Origin of the sequence: Aliikangiella sp. G2MR2-5, from assembly GCF_015687155.1 — a bacterium.
Classification (GTDB): domain Bacteria; phylum Pseudomonadota; class Gammaproteobacteria; order Enterobacterales; family Kangiellaceae; genus Aliikangiella.
Map to the genome: position 1 here is coordinate 81,403 of NZ_JADPQF010000002.1, position 20,308 is coordinate 101,710.

At 41.7% G+C, this 20,308-nt stretch carries 13 protein-coding genes; 4 read left to right on the plus strand and 9 right to left on the minus strand.

What is annotated here, in order from left to right:
• Window positions 1-433 precede the first annotated feature (433 nt).
• Window positions 434-1,984 carry an ABC transporter substrate-binding protein gene (locus tag IYN84_RS07785; RefSeq protein ID WP_196138646.1) on the plus strand — a complete coding sequence of 517 codons (1,551 nt, stop codon included), beginning with the start codon at window positions 434-436 and terminating at the stop codon, window positions 1,982-1,984.
• On the plus strand, window positions 1,981-5,154 hold the full coding sequence (locus IYN84_RS07790; RefSeq protein ID WP_196138647.1) for an EAL domain-containing protein: 3,174 nt from the start codon (window positions 1,981-1,983) through the stop codon (window positions 5,152-5,154). Before IYN84_RS07785 ends, IYN84_RS07790 begins: the two co-directional genes overlap by 4 nt.
• Window positions 5,155-5,179: 25 nt before the next feature.
• Here the strand turns inward: IYN84_RS07790 and IYN84_RS07795 are convergent, their stop codons facing one another.
• Window positions 5,180-6,598 carry a 1-acyl-sn-glycerol-3-phosphate acyltransferase gene (locus IYN84_RS07795; RefSeq protein ID WP_196138648.1) on the minus strand — a complete coding sequence of 473 codons (1,419 nt, stop codon included), beginning with the start codon at window positions 6,596-6,598 and terminating at the stop codon, window positions 5,180-5,182.
• Between the two features lie 35 nt (window positions 6,599-6,633).
• The gene (locus tag IYN84_RS07800) at window positions 6,634-7,218 is read right to left on the minus strand and encodes a transglycosylase SLT domain-containing protein (RefSeq protein ID WP_371734826.1); all 585 of its coding nucleotides are present in this window, start codon (window positions 7,216-7,218) and stop codon (window positions 6,634-6,636) included.
• A 115-nt stretch (window positions 7,219-7,333) separates the two neighbouring features.
• On the opposite strand from IYN84_RS07800, the gene murI reads away from it, so the two are divergent.
• Window positions 7,334-8,149: a glutamate racemase gene (gene murI, locus IYN84_RS07805; protein WP_196138650.1), complete on the plus strand. Its 816-nt coding sequence runs from the start codon at window positions 7,334-7,336 to the stop codon at window positions 8,147-8,149.
• A gap of 68 nt (window positions 8,150-8,217) precedes the next feature.
• Here the strand turns inward: murI and ettA are convergent, their stop codons facing one another.
• Window positions 8,218-9,882: an energy-dependent translational throttle protein EttA gene (ettA, locus tag IYN84_RS07810; RefSeq protein WP_196138651.1), complete on the minus strand. Its 1,665-nt coding sequence runs from the start codon at window positions 9,880-9,882 to the stop codon at window positions 8,218-8,220.
• Between the two features lie 136 nt (window positions 9,883-10,018).
• Between ettA and IYN84_RS07815 the strand changes: the two genes are divergently transcribed.
• Entirely contained in the window at window positions 10,019-11,833 is a 1,815-nt protein-coding gene (locus IYN84_RS07815) for a peptidylprolyl isomerase (protein ID WP_196138652.1), read from the plus strand.
• 153 nt (window positions 11,834-11,986) lie between these two features.
• On the opposite strand, the gene IYN84_RS07820 is transcribed toward IYN84_RS07815, so the two are convergent.
• From IYN84_RS07820 to ylqF, 6 genes are all read right to left on the minus strand, one after another.
• Window positions 11,987-15,076, minus strand: coding sequence for an efflux RND transporter permease subunit (locus IYN84_RS07820; RefSeq protein ID WP_196138653.1), 3,090 nt, complete (start codon window positions 15,074-15,076; stop codon window positions 11,987-11,989).
• Between the two features lie 33 nt (window positions 15,077-15,109).
• Window positions 15,110-16,210, minus strand: a complete 1,101-nt coding sequence (locus IYN84_RS07825) for an efflux RND transporter periplasmic adaptor subunit (protein ID WP_196138654.1) — start codon at window positions 16,208-16,210, stop codon at window positions 15,110-15,112.
• A 190-nt stretch (window positions 16,211-16,400) separates the two neighbouring features.
• Complete coding sequence (locus IYN84_RS07830) at window positions 16,401-17,420, minus strand: succinylglutamate desuccinylase/aspartoacylase family protein (RefSeq protein WP_246722781.1); 1,020 nt, start codon at window positions 17,418-17,420, stop codon at window positions 16,401-16,403.
• On the minus strand, window positions 17,420-18,892 hold the full coding sequence (locus tag IYN84_RS07835; protein WP_196138656.1) for a glutamate--cysteine ligase: 1,473 nt from the start codon (window positions 18,890-18,892) through the stop codon (window positions 17,420-17,422). Before IYN84_RS07835 ends, IYN84_RS07830 begins: the two co-directional genes overlap by 1 nt.
• Window positions 18,893-19,086: 194 nt before the next feature.
• The gene (locus IYN84_RS07840; RefSeq protein WP_196138657.1) at window positions 19,087-19,317 is read right to left on the minus strand and encodes a DUF3820 family protein; all 231 of its coding nucleotides are present in this window, start codon (window positions 19,315-19,317) and stop codon (window positions 19,087-19,089) included.
• Window positions 19,318-19,324: 7 nt separating this feature from the next.
• On the minus strand, window positions 19,325-20,251 hold the full coding sequence (gene ylqF, locus IYN84_RS07845; protein WP_196138658.1) for a ribosome biogenesis GTPase YlqF: 927 nt from the start codon (window positions 20,249-20,251) through the stop codon (window positions 19,325-19,327).
• Between the last annotated feature and the right edge of the window lie 57 nt (window positions 20,252-20,308).

Genomic DNA, 20,308 nt, shown 5'->3' on the forward strand with positions numbered 1-20,308 from the left:
TCCAGAAATCCCACTGTGAGAATTTTATAAAAATTAGATATATCAAGGTTTAAAACTAGCAGACAATGCTGTGAGTGTAAAATAGTCATCATCTACCCTTTACAGCTGCATCATTTAAGTTAATGTCTAATATGAAAACAGACTAGACAGACAAAAATAGCCATTCTCATAAAGAGATTGGGCGATCAGTAGCCGATATTTGTATTTTTTGTCACAATGGCAAATAATGAATTGATAATTAAGAATTTTTCACCCTTTAAGAACACACGGTTTGGAGACCTTATTGCCTTTTACCTGCAAGCCTTTATTACCGCCAAACAGATCTATCTCCATAAGAGATTTCGGGTCGCAGAATATCTTATCCTCGTTAAAGTGCTGCCAATTGCGCCTGCCAGCGATAATGCTATTTTTGCTGACAGGATTCTTAGCTCAAGTGCCACAATTAAAATCCGCAGATTTTACAAACTCTGGAACAACCTCAGCTGAGAAATCCCTGCCCTTGGTTACGAAAAAATCAAATCGAATAAGAGTTGCCTATTTCAGTCAGGACCCTCCGGCGATCGACTCCTTATCACCGTCATTTGATCCAGACTCTTATTCCGTTATCGTTCAAATATTCGATACGCTGGTATATATGGATCTGGATGGCAATTTTAAACCAGGACTCGCCACTCACTGGGAAAAACTTTCAGCTACTCGCTGGCGCTTTTATCTACGTGAGGGTGTCAAATTTCACAACGGGGAAGAGTTTAATGCCAATGCTGTTAAGTTTACTTTTGATTACATTCTTAATCCGAATAACAACGCCGGTAATCGATGGATTTTTAGCAGCTTAAAAAGACTTATTTTCGATCCAGCGAAGCCTTTTCAAATTGATTTTGAAACCTATAAGCCAGACGGAATGTTTTTAAACAGATTCAATATGTTTGGCTCAATTTGCCCGCCACTTTATATCCAGGCGAAGGGTATAGAACACTTTCGAAAACACCCGATAGGAACAGGGCCTTTTCGATTTTCGGAGTGGTCTGAAGGTAGCCACATTTTGCTAACCAGGAATAATGATTATTGGGCCCAGGGTATTCCAAAGATCAATGAAGTCAAATTTGTGGTGATTCCAAAATCTCAATGGATAAAAAGCTTTATTGAAGATAAGGTAGATTTCATTCCCAATTTAAGTGGAAATCAAACAACCCAGCTTATGCGCAGAGCGAGAGGCAATGCCAAAATAATAAAACGTCCGGTACTAAGTAGTTACTGGGTGATGCTTCGAAACCAGGGCCCTCTGGCATCTCTTGATTTTCGCAAAGCGCTTAACTATGCGGTAAATAAAGAAGACCTGGTCAGGTTTGTTGATTTCGGGAACGCTATCCCCATGGCTTCGCTTGGTAAACAGGGAGAATTCGGATTCAATCCGGAGTTGAAACCCTACTCCTATTCACCGCACAAAGCTAAAGCTTTAATAGATGATTTAGGGCTAGAATCTCCAATAAAATTAAAGAGTCTGGTGGCAGATATCGCAGAGCCTGCAGCTAAAGTAATTCAGAAAAACCTCGAAGATGTCGGGGTGGAACTGGAGTTGGAAGTTGTCAGTCGCTCTGAATGGGCAAACCGAGTTGTTGGATATAAGATTCAAACAGGAAAGCCAGCCGATTTTGACCTGGTTATCAACATTGTAGATAACCCTGTGTTTAACCTGGCATTTCACGCCGGCCTTTTTCTGGACTCAAATAGTCCCTGGTCACTTCTGAATGACAAAGAGCTTGATATCCGCTTGCAGGATACCTTGAATACGGCTGATGAAAAAGAACATGAAAAAAGACTCCAGGCACTCGATAGGTTTATTCATGAACAAGCATTTATGCTTTTTACCACTCAAAAAATTATTACTGCAGCAGTAAAGAAAGAAATTGATATTAATACCTTTGGAGCTAATGGGCACCTCGACTATGAAGTGCTTTCCAATGCAAATTTTGTAAAAGAATGATTAGCACTTTATATAAAAAACTGATAACCAGACTCCACATCAAGTTTCTGATTCGTGGTATTTTTGTGCTGATTGTTGGTGTACTTTGCTTTGAAACCATCAGTTTTTATCGAATGTCCAGCATGGTACAGAAGCTCACACTGGATAACATGAAAGCCAGTGTAAATGCAGCCTCATCTATTATCGATGATGAACTTTCACGCTTAAAGACGGACTTAAAAATAATTAGCGAACTTCCATCGCTTGATGCATTCTTTTTAAATTCAAGCTACGACTTGATGAGTGAAGCAGAAAACAATAAAAAGGATATTATTCAGTTTTTTCAAAGTCAGCATGTTCGAAATAGTGCTTATCTGGCCTTAAAGGTTTGCGATCGAGACAACCGTCCATTGCTTATTTATTCTCCCATATCGGAAGTAGCGGAGAACTCGCTAAATACAAACTGTTCCTACAATCTGGAAAAAAGACAACCTTCGGTGGTAAAAAGCAAGGGCAACCTTCATTTGCTTTTCGGCCAGGAAGTATCCAGTCGCTCACATCGACTTGGTCAAATAGAAATTTTATTTGACTTAAAACCATATAATAAGATGATTTCCGAGTACTCCTTGAATGAATCCGGATTCCTGACGCTTCTTGATGACAACCGAAGACTTTCTTTTAGCAATAATAGCAAGATAGCCTTTTTTGAAATCCTGGCCAATGAAATAGATAAGATCCCAACAAACACATTTACTGAAATCAGCCGTCTTGATTTTGGAGCAACCCTGCTATACCTGGTCAACCTGAAAGAATTCAACTGGCATGTTGCAGCAGTGGTCTATGAGGATGAGATATTTGCACCACTTTACGAACAGATAAAGCTAGCAATCATCATAATCATTGCAATGATTCTAACAGAAGCTTTCTTTTTGAATTTTTTTACAAAACGAATAATTACCGATCGAATCAACCAACTTGTCGATGCTACTAAAAGCATACTAGCAGGCGATTACGGGCAGAAACTTGAGAGTAAAGGTACAGACGAAATTTCACAACTAAGTAACAGCTTCAACCAGATGACCGAAGCGCTACAAGAGCAAATACGGGGAATTAAAGCAGAAAGAGACAAGGTGGTTAAAGGTAGAAAATACCTTAACGCAATAAGTGAAAACTCAGGTACTTTAATTAACATAAAAGGCGTCGACGGTCGCTATCAACTTGTAAACTCCGCTTTTGCAAAATACTTTGGTAGAGAGCCTGAAGAAATCATTGGCAAAACCGATTTTGATCTATTACCAAATTCAGTTGCTGAAAACTTTAGAAGAAATGACTTACAATCAATTAATACTCGTTCAACCATTCAGTTTGAAGAAGAAGTTGAAGGTATTGATAGTGAGCCACAGTATTTTGTCACCATCAAGTTCCCGTTATTTGACGAAAAAGGTGAAGTTCATGCAGTCGGGGGTATCGCAACCGATATTAGTGAACGAATCAAATCAGCCAAAGCGTTGGAAAAACTAAACTCAAAGCTAAAACTTAGTAATGCATTGCTGGAAAGCATTGAGGAAGGAGTAATCATTACCGACGAAAGCTACCGTATAATTGATGCTAACCCTGCATTCATTGAACTTTTCGGTTACTCAAAAGAAGAGCTAATAGGCAGGAAACCTAAGCTAATTCGTTCAGAAGTTCACCCACCCGAGTTTTACGAAAAGCTTTATGAGCGCCTTGATAAACAAGGTAGTTGGCACGGAGAAATTTGGGAAAAGACAAAGTCTGGAGAAACCATCCCCCAATTATTGACTGTAACATCAATTAGAAACGAGGAAGGGAAAATCACTAATTATGCAGGGATTTATGCTGACATCAGTGACTTGAAGCAAACACAATATGAACTTCAAAAACAAGCTCATTTCGACTCTCTCACAGGGCTAGCGAATAGAATACTACTCGAAGAAAGAACCTCTCAGGCAATTTTACTTGCCCAAAGAGAGAGCTACAAAGTTGCAATGTTATTTATCGATTTGGATAACTTTAAATATATTAATGATACCCTCGGACATGATATTGGTGATGAATTACTTAAACAGGTCGCCAAACGATTTGATTTTATAATCCGTGAAACCGACACTCTCGCTCGCCAGGGCGGAGATGAGTTTGTTATTTTGCTCTCCAAGATTGTCCACAATAATGATGCTCGAATTATTGCTGAAAAAATTCGGGCGGCCGGAAGCAGTCCTTTTGCAGTAGGCCCGCATGAATTGTATATTTCTACAAGCATAGGAATCGCACTTTACCCTGAAGATGCTCTGGACACTAACGGCTTATTAAAGTGTTCAGATATGGCTATGTATGCGGCAAAAGATTCAGGTAAAAATAACTTTCATTTTTATTCTGAGGCGCTGAATCATGCAGCTGTCGATCGCCTTAAAATTGAACGAGCATTAAGAGATGCAATCGATAACGATTCACTGGAAATTTACTTACAACCTCAGGCCGATTCGGAAACAGGACAAATTGAGAAATTTGAAGCGTTACTTAGATGGAGGAACGAAGACGGTCAGTTTATTGCACCAGATCTATTTATCCCTATCGCGGAAGAAAGTGGAATTATTTTCAAGCTGGGTAACTGGGTAGTCAGAAGAGCGGTCGAAGCGATAAAACAGATCAATAACTCTACAGGTAGAGAATTCAAACTGGCTATCAACCTTTCTGCACGTCAATTTAGGCATTACGACCTGGCAACGACACTCGACGCATTGGTGAAAGAGAGCGGAATTTCGAATCACCTGGTTGAGTTCGAAGTAACCGAGAGCCTTCTGGTCGAGGATTACAAGCTCGCTGAAAAGATATTGGCTGAGATAAAGTCATTCGGTTTTAGTTTGGCGCTAGATGATTTTGGCACAGGCTACTCTTCGCTAAGCTACTTAAAACATTTTCCGATAGATACTCTAAAGCTAGATAAGTTATTTATGAAAGACCTTGTCAAAGATAAACGCAATCAAGCGATAGTACTTGCTTCGATCGATATGGGAAAAGCACTTGGAATGACAGTTGTATGCGAGGGAATTGAATCAAAAGAACAGTTTGATTTTATTCGCTCGGTTGGCGAAGTAAAAATCCAGGGATACTACCTGTCTAAACCGGAACCGGTAGTTCAACTATTGAAAAAGTTACCATCATTAAGCTAGCCGATAATTAGTATTAATAAAACGATTACTTCCAGCAGAAAATGGAATTGGCATAATAGCTAATCAATTCATCCTGCTCAGGAGATACTCTAAGCATTTTATTTTCTTCAGATATTATTCGGCGCAGTATCAGTCGGTCAATCGCAGCTTCGAGCATTACTTTCTTATCTTTATTGGGAAATAAAACTTTTCCGTCCTCTTTCTCAATTCTGAACATTAACTGTTGAGCTTCTTCAACAATCAAACTGCGCTCAACCTGATTTTGCTCGCTAGCAATCAGAAACCGGGAAAGAGTGGCACAAATCAAGGTTACAGGAACCGCCGGCACTGTTTTCTCAACACTATTCATCAAGTAACATGCCAGACTTTCAACTGCTTCAAACCGCTTTTTTGTTGATAATAAAGAAAAGTTAACCGAATTTTTTAGACAATAATTTTGACATGAAATGGGTTCATCGAAATTAACGCAGGCAAAACCATAACGCTGCCACTGATGGCGTTGAGCAAGACGAAGGTTATTCCAAATGAAACGAAAGGTGGTTTTAACAGTGTACCAGCGTCCGGGTTTAGCTTCATTCTCGCGTAAAGAAAGTAGTAGCGTTCGGTCTTCCAGTACACGATCATAATTGATGCCAACAGGAATGAAAATAATATCGCGATCTCGCTCAAAGTCGTAATTTCTTAACATATAATCAAGAAATCCTAACTTCGGACTTCTCAGTTTTCCATCGCGCGTCAAGCCTCCTTCAGGAAAGACTGCCTGACAAACGCCTTCTCGAGTAGCCATATCGATATATCTTTCCAGAACCTTCCGATAGAGGGGATTTCGCGAATTTCTGCGAACAAAATAGGCCCCCATGGATTTTATCAGACTGTGCAGAGGCCAAACTTTTGCCCACTCACCGACGGCATAAGACAACGCCATTTTTTCTGCAACCAGAAATGAAACCAGTATATAGTCCATATTGCTGCGGTGGTTCATCACAAAAACAACTGTTGATTCCTTATTCAGATTAATCAGTTTTTCTTGCTGATCCTGATTTACCCTGACGCTATACAGCAATTTAGTCAGCTTCTTGGATAACCAGTAGCCAACTCTATAGTAGATATAAGCATTAAATGAGGGAACGATTTCACTGGCATACCTTCGAACCTTTTCCAGAAGAACCTCTCTGGGAATTTCATCCTCCAATGACTGCTTTTGAACAAAAGTCAGTACCTGTGAATCATGTACAAGTCTGTCAAGTAGCACCTGTCTTTTGGTTAACTGGAAGGGTCTGATTTCAATATTGAGACGCTGATTCAATTCCTCGATAGCTTTGTTAACTTTTTTTCGAAAAAACCAGCGTACGCCAGGAAATAACAATCGGTTTATAAAAACGATTAGAGAGATAAAAAGGAGTAGAAAAAATAACCAGACAGGGATAGTAACAGTTTGACTCATCAATGTTCCCTCCCCATAAGCAAATTATTTTCCGGTTAAAACCAGCTATCAACCTTATCGTCCAACCTGGCTCGGCAACCTTTTAATTGAGCGTTATATCGGCTTGCCCTTTTTTTAACTTTAGCAGCTACTTTTTTAAGCCAGGGCTTTTTATTGTGTGTTTTCCTGGAATAACCTCCTCTACCCTCGTGATACGCGAGATATTGACCGTAAGCATCCCATTTGGAAAGTTTTAGGCGCTTTTGACTTCCATCGGTGTACCAACCAATAAAGTCGATAGCATCCTCAAAATCATCTCGATCGGCTCCCGAATTATCAGTTTGCTCCATATACTCTTCCCATGCAGGATCCTGTGCCTGAGCATAGCCATAAGCGCTCGAATCTCGTGGCAGGGGGATAAATCCTAAAAACCAGTCCCTTTCAGGCTGTGCATCATCGATAAAACGCGACTCCTGATGCATGATTGCCATCATGACAAATATAGGAGTTCCCCATTTGTGCTGTGCATCACGCGCAGCTTCATACCAGTCAGTTTCTCCCAGAAAGATATCGCAGATGTTATCCGGGTTAGAAGGCCTGTAAGCCGCACAACTAGTGATCAGCGCAGTGAGGATTAACACCGTTAAGGATTTTGAGAAGTGATGATGCATAGCCTGATTGAAATAGTTGTAAAGATCATTCTCATCATCATACCAAAGGAATGGCTCAGAATTAAATTTCTAGTTTATAATCGAGATGCACTTATTTGTTATTAGCTATTGGAGCAAGTTTATTAGCAGTCTACCTATAGGTATATTCGACTCTGGCGTCGGCGGGCTTAGCGTTTTAAAAGCTATCCGCGAGATAATGCCTAACGAGAATTTGATTTATCTGGCGGATAGTTTACATACGCCATATGGTGAGAAGTCTGCCGGCTTTATTGAACAAAGAGTACATCATATCGCCGATTACCTTCTATCACTGGAAGTTAAGGCGATAGTAATTGCATGCAATACTGCCACAGCTGCAGGAGTTCACTCTCTGCGAAAAAATCTCGACCTGCCGATCATTGGGCTAGAACCGGCTTTAAAGCCGGCGACCGAATTTAGCAGCAGAGAAAAAGTCGGCGTATTGGCCACCCAGGCAACCCTGGACAGTGAAAAGTATCTGACACTAAAGCAACGCTTTCTACCCAGGGTCGATATTATAGAAAAGGCCTCTCACCTGTTTGTCAATCTGGTTGAAACAGCCCCTCAAATAGGAAAAGCAGAAATGGCGCTTATTGCCGAAGAGCTGAATCCTTTTGTGGAGGCAAAAGTCGACGCATTAGTGTTAGGTTGTACTCATTATCCATTTCTAACAGAAGCAATTAAAGAGATCGTTGGTGAAGAAGTCACTTTGTTTGAAAGCGCACTACCTGTTGCCAAAGAAGTTCAGCGTAGAATTGAAGGACAACGTAATCAATCCGACGTCAAAGGAAAAGTAAGTTATTACTCAAGTGCTCCGGATAAGGCCAAGGGTAAGTTTGAAAGCTTGCTTGGAGAAAAAATCGATTTGCTTAAATTCGAATAGGTTCGGGCGCTTAAACGCTGGTTGCCGAATTAGGGTTAACCAGCGCTCGCTGATTAACCCTTTCAGCTTTAGCCTATTTTACGATATTTAATTCGTGTCGGCGTATCAGCATCCGCCCCCAGACGGCGTTTACGATCAGCTTCATAGTCCGCATAGTTTCCTTCAAACCAGACAGTTTTACTATCTCCTTCAAATGCCAGAATGTGCGTCGCCACTCGATCCAGGAACCAGCGGTCATGAGAAATCACGACGGCACATCCCGGGAACTGAAGTAAAGCTTCCTCCAGTGCCCTAAGTGTTTCAACATCCAGATCATTGGTGGGCTCATCAAGTAGTAACAGATTTCCGCCACTGCGAAGTAGCTTGGCGAGGTGAACCCGGTTTCTTTCACCCCCGGATAGATCTTTAATAAACTTTTGCTGATCCCCGCCCTTAAAGTTGAAGCGGCCTACATACTGTCGTGACGGCACCTGATAGTTACCGACGATAATTGTGTCCGAGTCATCAGAAATTTCCTGCCACACTGTTTTATTACCATCGAGAGCATCTCGCGATTGATCGACATAAGCAATTTCTACTGTTTCACCGACAACCAACTCACCGGCATCAGGCTTTTCCTGACCAACTAACATTTTAAACAAAGTAGACTTACCTGCACCATTTGGCCCAATAATTCCGACGATACCACCCTGAGGCAGGCGGAAATTCAGATCTTCAACCAGACATTTATCACCGAAGCTTTTCTGTATATGGTTGGCTTCAATAACCTGAGTACCAAGTCTTGGTCCCGGCGGGATATACAGCTCGCGGGTCTCATTACGCTTCTGGTACTCTTGAGATGAAAGTTCTTCAAACCTGGCCATACGGGCTTTACTCTTAGCCTGACGACCTTTAGGGTTAGAACGAACCCACTCCAACTCTTCTTTCATCGACTTAATACGTGCAGTTTCACGCTTTTCTTCAATTTCAAGACGTTTTTCTTTCTGCTCCAGCCAGGAAGAATAGTTTCCTTCCCACGGAATACCTTCGCCACGATCCAACTCGAGGATCCAGCCAGCAACATTATCCAGAAAATAGCGATCATGGGTAATGGCGACAACAGTTCCTTTGAAATCCTGCAAAAAGCGTTCTAGCCAGGCAACCGACTCAGCATCTAGATGGTTGGTTGGCTCGTCAAGAAGGAGCATGTCTGGCTTAGATAGCAACAACTTACATAAGGCGACTCGGCGCTTTTCACCGCCGGACAAGTGCTTAACTTCTGCGTCCCATGGCGGCAAGCGTAACGCCTCTGCCGCTTTATCTAACATTCGATCGATTTCCCAACCACCTGCCGCATCAATTTTATCCTGCAGTTCAGCCTGCTCTTTTAGCAGCGCATCAAAGTCGGCGTCGGGATCAGCAAAAGCATTACTCACTTCGTCGAAACGCTTTAAAACGGCTTTGATTTCGCCGACACCTTCTTCAACATTCCCTCTAACATCTTTGCTTTCATCCAGTTGAGGTTCTTGCGGTAAATAGCCGATATTGATCCCTTTTAAAGGAACTGCTTCGCCTTCAAACTCGGTATCGACACCCGCCATAATTCTTAACAGAGTCGACTTACCTGCACCGTTTAATCCCAGAACGCCAATTTTGGCTCCGGGGAAAAAACTCAGGGATATATTTTTGAGGATGGTTTTCTGAGGCGGAACAATTTTGCTGACCCGACTCATTGAATAAATGTATTGCGCCATAACGCGATTACCTATATCTCTTTATTGGTTGATTTTTCATGCTCAAATACAAATGTATGAGCCTCTTGTTAGTTCTCAATATTTGTCAGACAATGAGGCCACCGCAAATATCAATTGAAGACCTACCATTAAAATCATGAAGCGAACTCACTCCAATTTATCCTTGATTTGTCTTTCATTCTGCTCTGCAGCTCGCTCATCGGCGCTGCGACTGATTATCACAAGCCTGTTACTTGCAAGCAACCAGCTTTGGGCACAACCGAGTGACTTTCAGCCCAGGTTAGAAGCTGACGCATCTGACCCGAAGAGTTTACATTCAGGCCAAACCACAAGTGATCAGTCAGAAATAATACAACAAATTTACCAGCTTGTAGATGACAGAAACCCGGATTTAGAGTTTTTTGCCAAGGTGCTTCAAAGCAAAGACATACATGTCGTAAATTCGGCTATTGTCGGATTAGGAAGAATTGGCGGCAAAGCAGTCATCTCCTCGCTGATACCTTTTCTAAAAGATGACAACCCAATATTGAGACAGCATGCCGCATTTGCACTCGGACTAACAGCTAATAAAGAGTCAGCCCATTACTTATGGCAACGACTGGAAGAAGAAAATGACGATCTGGTGAAACATGAAATTTATCTAGGTTTAGGAAATCTTGGGCAGAATAATTTAGTTAGCCGAATGCTGAAACGATTGACTCAGGAAAAATCAAGAACGGCACAAGCTTCCTTGTTTCAGGGGCTGGCCATTGCACTGACATTTCACCGGGAGCTGGTGGATGACTATGCGACAATAGATTACCAGCGATTATTATCGCTATTTGCTGTCGGAGACGATTTAGCCGCCAGAGTCGGTTATTTTCTGAGCCGAATTCCGGGTATAGAGAAACGTATTCAATCCGCGCAGTTAACCTCTTTAATCTCAAAACCCATGTCTCCGCTAGCCAGAAACGTTTTAAGCCGTTTAATTGGCAAAGTTAGTGCGGAAGATAAAACTCAAAACAGAGAACTCCTTGCCTGGTTAATTGAACAGACAGAGAACGGCAATTTAAACGAAAGAATTGCAGCCATTGGCGCGATGAGAAATATGCTAGATATTCCGCAAGCCCTGATTCAGTTAGGTAAATTGCAAGCGTCAGAACATCCGCTTATCGCGCAAACAGCGCTAAATGTCCTCGCAAGTTCAGAACAAAAAGATGCCAACCTTATTTCCCTGTTTAAAAACCAATTAAAAAGTGAGCAGGACGCTATGGTTGTCGAAGCTTTGAAAGGACTGGTTAAAAGGCAAACGAAAAATGAGATGAGCTGGGTTGTTAAGCTATTCAAGCATCCGTCCGCCTATGTAAAAATTCAGTTACTAACACTTTTAAATAATAAAAAAGAAGAAGATTTTTCCAATCTTATTCAGTTTTTTAGTGGAGATCCGGATCCTCGAGTGAGTAAGTTTGCCAAAAGTTTGCTCGCAAAAGAAGAAGAAAAGCCGGAGAGCCGTGCCGACTCACCCTCTTTTGCCCAGGTCAAACAGGTCATTGGTAAAAAAGTTACCCTGAGTACCACTGCAGGCGATTTTACGATTGAACTACTCGCTGACGCACCTTATACCGCCTGGCATTTTGTTAACAATGCGAAAGAGGGACACTTCAATAACAGTTACTTTAGCCGGGTTATCGGAAACTTCGTAGCCCAGGGAGGAGACACCATCGGAAATGGAAATGGCTCCAGTGGAAAAACGATTAGAGAAGAGATCAGCTTCCTCAAGCATGAGCCAATGACCGTAGCAATGGCAACCTCTGGAAAAGACACAGCGACATCCCAGTTCTACATCAACACAGCCAGAAATCTGCATCTTGATCGTAATTACAGTATTTTCGGAAAAATCGTAGACGGCCAGGATGTCGTTTATCGAATGATTCATGGCACAATGGTGAAATCAGTAACAGTCACCAATTAAGATAGTGACCATCTGACTGTCGAGCAGCGATTAATAATCGACTATTCAGTTACCAATCTAGTCGGTAATCAATTAGTCGGTAATCAATAACTCGTTCTAACTTACTCGACCTTGTTCATAGAAAATAAGGTCGAGTAGAGTTTCAAATAACGTCTATGCGGTGGCTTCAGGCCTTTCTACCTGGTAAAAGATAGAATAAAGAACCGGAACGATACCTAAAGTCAAAACAGTTCCGACGCCAAGACCAAATGCGATAACGTTAGCCATACCATAGAACAAAGGATCCTGCGAAATAATCAGCGGGAGTAGTCCCAGCATGGTTGTTATTGTGGTCATGGTAATTGGTCGTAAGCGAGTGATACAGGAATCAACGATAGCATCAAATGGCTTTTTGCCCGCAGCAATTTCTAGTTCAAAACGATCAATTAAGACAATCGCATTATTTACAATAATGCCCGCCAGACTATAGAGTCCCAGTGTCACCATAAAGCCAAATGGCGCGTTCATCACCAGCAAGCCAACGACAGCCCCGATAAAAGAAAGGGGAATGGTCATGACTATAATTAGCGGCTTTCTAAAAGAATTAAACTGAGCCACCAGTAAAATAATGATTGCACCAATAACCAGAGGCATATTTGCACTCAGTGCTTGTTGAGCTTCAGCGGACTGAACAATGACACCATCATATTCTATCTGATGATTAACCGGTAAATCCGTTTTTAACTCTTCTAGCCTGGCATTTACAACACTTTTCAGATCTTCTGCAGTCATCGCTGTGTTTCTGGCTTCAATCGAAATCGTTCTGAACATGTTCTCGCGCTGAATTTTTGCGTATTGATTGTCAGGCTCAAAATCGGCTATTTGAAATAAGGGAATGGCAACTCCTCTTGTCTCAGAGTAAACACCAATTGTTCGCAATCGGTCAAGATTAAAACGCTCCGCTACTTCAGCACGAAAAATGATCGGAATGATATCATCCTGTTCTCGATACTCAGTGATAGCCGCACCACTAAAATAACCTTCCAGGGCTTGTGCTATATCCTGCGAGGTCACACCTGCACGACGTGCTCGTTTTTGATCAACTTTTACCACAACATTGGTAATAATCTGTTCCCAATCCTGTCTAATATCGATAGTTCCCGGAATTTGATGGAACATATCTACAATTTGCTCCGCTTTAGCATAAAGAATATCAGCATCGGGCCCTTTGACCTGAATCTGCAAAACACTGGAGTCAGACGGACCAAGAAACATTTTTTTCACTCGAACAAATATATCGGGAAACTGCTCCATTAGATTTCGATAAAGCTTGTCAATCAACGGACCGATATTCGCTGTATTATTCAAATTCAGAACAATAAAACCTTTATTGTCAGCCGGATCATCAGGTGAAAGCGAAAGCACAAATCGCGGCCCTCCAAAGCCTACGTATCCAGAATAGCTTTCAATTTCGGGAAACATTTGTTTATTTTCAATAAACTGAAATATTTTTCTCATGGTGGCATCAGTTTGTCTGGCGGAGACATCTGCAGGCAGGTCAACATTAATCAATATTTGCATCCGATCGGAGTCTGGAAAAAACTGATTTGGTACAAACTTCATCGAATAAAAAGAGGCAAACAATAGTAAAAACATCCCACTAACAAACATTAGTCGATGATGAAGAATCCAGAGCAGAAATTTCCGATATAGCAAATAGCCTCTCGCAGCGACCTTTTCTTCAATCTCATCACTACCTTCTTTGCTCAGATTATTCTTTGGTTGTCGTTCAACCTTAATAAAGAAGTAGCAAAGAGTTGGTGTAACGCAAAGCGCGAGAACCCAGCTGGAGAGTAAGGTAATTAAAATAACCAGTGAAATTGTTCGCGTATATTCACCTGCGACATGTTGCGCTAACATTAACGGTAAGAAAACCAATATTGTCGTCAGCGAAGAGCTAAATAACGGAATTGCCAACTCTTTGCCACAGGACTTTAAGGCCTGCTCTCGGCTTTCTCCTTGCTCTAATCTGCGTTTAAAATCTTCTGCAATAACGATCCCGTTATCGACCAGCAACCCTAAAGAAATAATCAGAGTCGCAAGACTCATTCTTTCCAGTGCAAGTCCACCAAATTGCATCAACGAAAGCGTAACCAGCATGACCAGAGGAACAATGGTTCCAACAATCAAGCCTGTACGCATACCTAAAAACAGAACAACGACAACCAGAACAATAACAAGCGTTTGCAATACATTCATTGAAACGCCGTAAACAGTTTGTTTAACCTGATCAGCCTGAAAAGTCGCATAGTCGAGCTGGTATCCGATAGGTAAGGTATTTTCTACCTCAGAGACTTTCTCAACAACTCTGGGAGAAAACTCCAGCACGTTATATCCTGGCAACATGGATATCGCAAAAATGACCGATTGTTTTCCATTGAAATAAGCCAGTCTCTGTGGAGGGTCGACATAGTCACGACGTATTTCAACAATATCTTTCAGGGGAATAACATCCTGGCTCCCAGGAATAGCAATAAGCGTGTTGCCAATATCATCGACACTATCAAAGTTGCCAGTAGGCTCCACAACATAAGCTTTCTTCCCGGTATCAACCTGGCCTCCTGGACGTACAATGTTCTGTGTTTGTAGTGCAGAAATGATTGCTTTGGGTGGAATACCCAGTTGTGCCAGACGAGCATTGGAAACTTCCAGAAAGATCCTTTCGTCCTGAACGCCTAAAATATCAACTTTTTTTGTTCCTTCAACTGTATAAAGAGTATCACGGACGTGTTTGGAAATATCGAACATCTGACTCATTTCGAAGCCGTCAGCGGTCAGCGCCAATGTAATCACCGACACATCACCAAACTCATCGTTGACAATGGGCTTATGAGTACCCTCAGGCAATTGAGATTCAGCCGCAGCCACTTTATTTCTTAAATTTTGCCAGATAGCATCCAGATTAAAATAGCGATCATAAACTTCGACATGAATTAAAGACTGTCCTGTTGATGAGGTAGACCGGATCTTCTCGACCTCAGGAATTTTTCGAATTTCTTCTTCCAGCGTTTTTGTTATTAATTTTTCGACTCGCTCGGGAGACATCCCTGGAAAATGAGTATTGACCGTGGCCTCACGAATCGTGATGGTAGGATCTTCTTGTGATGGTAAAGTGAAGTAAGCAACAATACCATTCACAAGAAGCAAGCCAACTAGCATAAAAACCAGTTTTCGATAATGAAAAGCTGTTTGGGTAAGATTCATAGTAGTTTCTCTTTTTTAAGCCAGCGGATTAAATTAATTAAATCGTTGAACAGAGTCATCGAGCAAAACTACTTTTTGTCCATCCCTTAAGAAAGCAACACCGGCTGTCGCTACAATATCTCCCGGCTGGACTCCGCTGGAAATAAAGATTTCGTTATTAATGATATTTTCTGTCTGTACCTCTCGTTTATTAACAATACCTTTATCCGGGTCATAAACGAAAACATATGAAGACTCATCAGTGCCTGCAGAAATTGCCGACACAGGAACTTTAATACTTTCTCCGGTATAGCCTGTGCGTCCCTGCCCCTCAAATGTGAAGTCAACTTCCGCAGTCATTCCTGCCCTGAGTCTTGGATCCTGCTCTTCCAGTGTTAAGGTCACCGGGAAAGCATTTGCAGCGACTGCCTTGCTTCCAATTTCCGCAATTTTTGCCGACAAACTTAATTCCCGATTTGCCGGAAAGCGAACTGGAAAAGATTTATTTCGAAGCAATAGCTGTACCAGATTTTCGGGAACAAGCACATTAACTTCCAACCCGTGCTCACCTTCTATTTCAAAAACGGTTTGACCAGCGGTAATTTGCTGGGAAGGCTCGACCTCTCGCTTGCTAATTTTACCGTCATAAGGCGCGATCAAAATGGTATCCTGCAAATCTTTGCGTGCGATATTTAATTGTGAAATAGAAACTTCCACTGCACTTTGTGCCGACTCATATACGGCCTTCGCATTATCGAACCCTGACTGTGAAACAAGTTTTTTCTTTACCAGTTCCTGATATCGCCTGAACTCATTTTCCGCTTCAGTCAAATTGGCTTTGGATTGTTGAAGCTGTGCTTGAGCACCTTGCAGTATTAGTTCAAAGCTTCTCGTATCTAACATAGCTAGTGCATCGCCTTTCTTAACTGAATCTCCAAGATTAGCTAATACCTTGTCCACCTTTCCATTCAGTTGAAAGCTTAAGTTAGCGGCTTCTACCGCATCAAGACTTCCGGATAAACGTCGCACTTGTTCTAACCGATAATTTTCTACCTTAATCCAGGCAATAGGACGAATAACCGGCTCCTTAACTTTCGGTTTATCGGTGCAGCTTGTGATAAGAAATAAAAGCAGGATGAAGAAAAAAGTACGCATGATGAATATCCTTTTTATTTTTCGAATTGATTTGTACTACATCGATGAATCTAGAGACAGCCAACAATAATTAGTTAGCTTTCATTGTACTCAGGTTTATCGGCTGAGTTAATAATAGATGATAATCTGTAAAATGCCTCATTGGGCCTGATTATGACAATTGCAATGCCATCTTTTGAGTAGCAGGAAATTATTCTATTGTCGCATAAAACAGGCAATCGTTGGTGGCGATTTCTGGAATTGTAGTCACCATAAAGAGTTGTAACCCGCTTCGAGCAAAAAGACAACCGTCTTTGGCCTCTATTATTTTACGAATTTGATCTTTTCCTTGCTCATCGACAGCCTTTAAAGGCAGTTCATTTTTTGGATTATACCACCCCAGGAATTCACCTGCAGGCGTATGTTGCCGGTTTAACTGCTCAACATCTGCTCTCAAGGTAATATCAGTAGTTGGTAAGCGATGATGACAAAAGCCTACTGAAGCATCTCCGACTAATTCAATACGAATTGGATGTCGGTGAACCTGTACTTGATTAGCATGACGATCAAAAATATCTTTACGCATAAAAAAACGATTGAGGCCATTAAAAGCAACCTGATGAGATTCAATCTCGCTAGCCCCACCACACTCGATGGTGGCAATTGGTGCGCCAAAACTCATTTCCATTAAAGCACCAACCTTGAGCCCGGTTAAAATGAGCTTTTGGGTAAAAAGTGAAACCAGATCGAGGACATTATCATCCTCACTGACAGCTACTGCGAACGCGGGACTCACTCCCGATGTATTATGCAAATCAAGAATAGCTTCCGGCGATACTTCTTTAATCGCAGCAGAAATCATCGATGCACGTAAGGCGACGTCTCGACTGTCATCATCTGAAGCATTAAAAAAACGATTCAGATCTTCACTATTAGACAAATAGCGATTGGTAAAAATTGGTTTACTACGAGCAGCTTCCGGATTACAGATGATTATCCGTAAATTAGTGGCAGGCGTATTTTCACTTCTTAACCATAAGTGACATGCGATCAATCCAGACGGTTCATTGCCATGGATTAGCGTAGTTACGACTCGGGTTCTGCTCTGATCCTCACCACGAATATCAAAAATAGTTAAACCATCCAGCTGGCGTAAAAATTCGAGAGCAGTCTCCTTAATCTGACTTCGGAAGTTATCATCGTAATAGGTGATTTTTGAATTTAACCGCATCACTTCCAGATTCGCTCCCACTCAGATACCGGCTGTCCTCCCATCTGATTTTCAAAATAGAGATCAAGTAGTTTTGAACTCGCTTCATCACTATTCATCGACTTACGTAAATGTCTCAACGTCTGTTTGGTCCAGGTCGCACCGTTAATGCCTGTGGAAAGCCGTCTTTGAATAATATGCAAGTACTTATCCCTTTCATCTCTATCGACACCAAGCTTGCTTAAACCATCGCTTGCCACTTGTAACATATCATCAATAATATTTTTAATTGGAACTTCTACAGGCTTATTTTGATAATTCTGTGGCCATAGTACGGTCGCTCTCATTCCACATTTAGCTGCGCGGTAGAAATTATATTCTGCGAATCTAAAAGGGATACGTGAAAGGTACTCATCAATTTTTTCTTCCAGCCCAACAGCCATACCAATAGAAAAAGCAGCATTAGCACTCATATCCAAAGCTGTTGGTCCCGCCGGAAGAGCGCGGAATTCAATTCTTAAATGCCCGTTACCTTTATTTGAGTAAACAGCTCGATTCCAGGGCCAGGTAGTACCCATGTGCAAATTAAGCTCTGCCAGTTCAGGTAAACCAGACGAATCATCGTCAAACAGCTCGGGAAAAATCGGTTGGTAAAGATTAACCGTTTCTGAAAAAAGTTCCCACGCACTTTTGCGAACCCAGCCATGGCCGAAAGTTACACGAGAAGGTTGTCGCCAACCGGAAGCATCGGGAACACGATTGTCAATTGATTGTTTGAACAATACAACTCGAGTTTCATCCCATAAACATTTACCAAGAAATACACCAGAGTTAGCCGCAGTAGCAACAGCCATCGGCAAAGTTAATTGGGCGGCATTGAAGGTGTTGGCAAATTTGTCCTTTTCGGTCATTAAGTGAACTTGAAATGAGGTATTAGCGCCTTCTACACAAACTTCCGAAGAATAAAAGTCTACAGGGTCGTCACCATCAATTTTTATATGAAAAGGTTCTCCTCGATGCTTGAGAAGCTCTCTGGCAAGCAACCTGTACCTTCCAACATCGGTCATATATTCTTTACTTAGGTGTCTCTCCTGAAGCGTAGGTAAAATTCCGACAGCCAAAGGACGAGTATCTATTTTTGAAGCAACACTCGAAAGACGGTTGAACTTGGTAATGATCTCTTTGGTAAGTTCATTAAATGGCTTGCCTTTTGCAGGCACCGGAGAGAGGTTAAGCTCGAGATTAAACTTGTTCAATTCTGTTTGATATTGTATATCTTGTAATAACTCTAACAACTCAAGATTGACCGGGCTAACATCGCCCTGAGAATTCATCAGATACATTTCGAGTTCGGCGCCAATTGAAATTGGTTCTTTGCCAAATTCGGGCTTTGCGATTACCTGCTTGAGGATATCAACCTGATCATGAATTCTACGATTAAACTGCTCATAATCCTTAGCTGAATATTCTCTTTCTAAGATATCTCGGCCCATAAGTATCCCTCAAATGTCGTTATTATTCAGATAATACTATCCCAGGCTGCTTGAGTGAAATTTAATCTGGATCAATTTTTCGTTCATACAAAGTATCCGGAACACCTGCAAATTTAAGCGAAACAATAGACAGGAAAGCAACCTGGTTGAGATGAGCCTTTAGAGATTGTTTTTTGAGATAGTGTTTTTTAAGATCATTTCTTTTGTGATGTTGCTTTTTTTAACGGATATACCAGCTTTTCAAGACCATTTATTTTAATTTCGAGCGCTAACTGCAACAATTCTCCTAGTTGACCTGGCGGAAATCCCTGTCCAGAAAACCAGACCAGATAAGGTTCCGGTAAATCAATTAATATCCAGCCTTTGTATTTACCAAAAGGCATCTGCGTAGTAGCAAGTTTTAAAAGGTTTTTTGGCTCAAACATCTTTCTACTAACGCCTTCGCTTTTTCTTTCTTGCTGCTTTTTTCTCTTCCTTCAGTCTGATTTTTTCGGCAACTTCAACTAATTCTTTTTCTACCATAGAAGGTGTTTCCAGAGTAATACCTCCCCACACCGCAGAACGAAAATCCTTGATAATTATTTTGCAAACCTTATCCAGATCGACTCGTCCCCCAGAACCCAAACATCCCCGTTTTCGGCCGATAGCTTCGATACAATCCAATGTCTGGCTGCAGCTTTCATCGAGCCCATAGTGACCTGGGAGCAGCTCGGGGTAATATTCGAGTAAGTACTCGACTAGATAAAAGGCAATTTCATCATAGTTAAGCACCGTATCCTTGATGGCGCCGGTAATTCCGAGCCGAAAGCTACTATGGTCATTTTCGATTTTCGGCCAAAGTATCCCTGGTGTATCAAACAGTGTTACTCCTCCAGGCAGGTCAATCCGCTGCTGGCGTTGGGTAACTGCAGGTTCATTTCCCACTTTAGCGATCTTGCGCCCGCTCAAACCATTAATAATGGTAGACTTACCTACATTGGGAATCCCCATAATCATGGCACGGACATTCGCTTCTTTTTCAACTCTTTCAGGCGCCATTTTTCTAGCTAACTCGATGATTTTCTTGAGTTTACCCGTGTCATGCCCAGTCACTGGCAAGGCGGCCATTGCGGTCTGTTTTTCAAAGTATTCTCGCCAAACTTCTGTTTGCTGAGGATCAGCCAGATCAGTCTTGTTAATTAATTTAATAATAGGTTTGGCCATTCCTTTGAATTCCGATAACGAAGCAATAACCGGATTGGCACTGCTATAAGGAATGCGAGCGTCGATCACTTCGATAATCAGATCGATTTTAGGTAGAGCCTGCTTTATCTCCTTTTGAGCCTTGTGCATGTGGCCCGGGTACCATTGAATCGACATATATTTTCCTAGTAGTGAATAAACAAATAATAGCAGGCCTATTTTAATAGGTTCTGG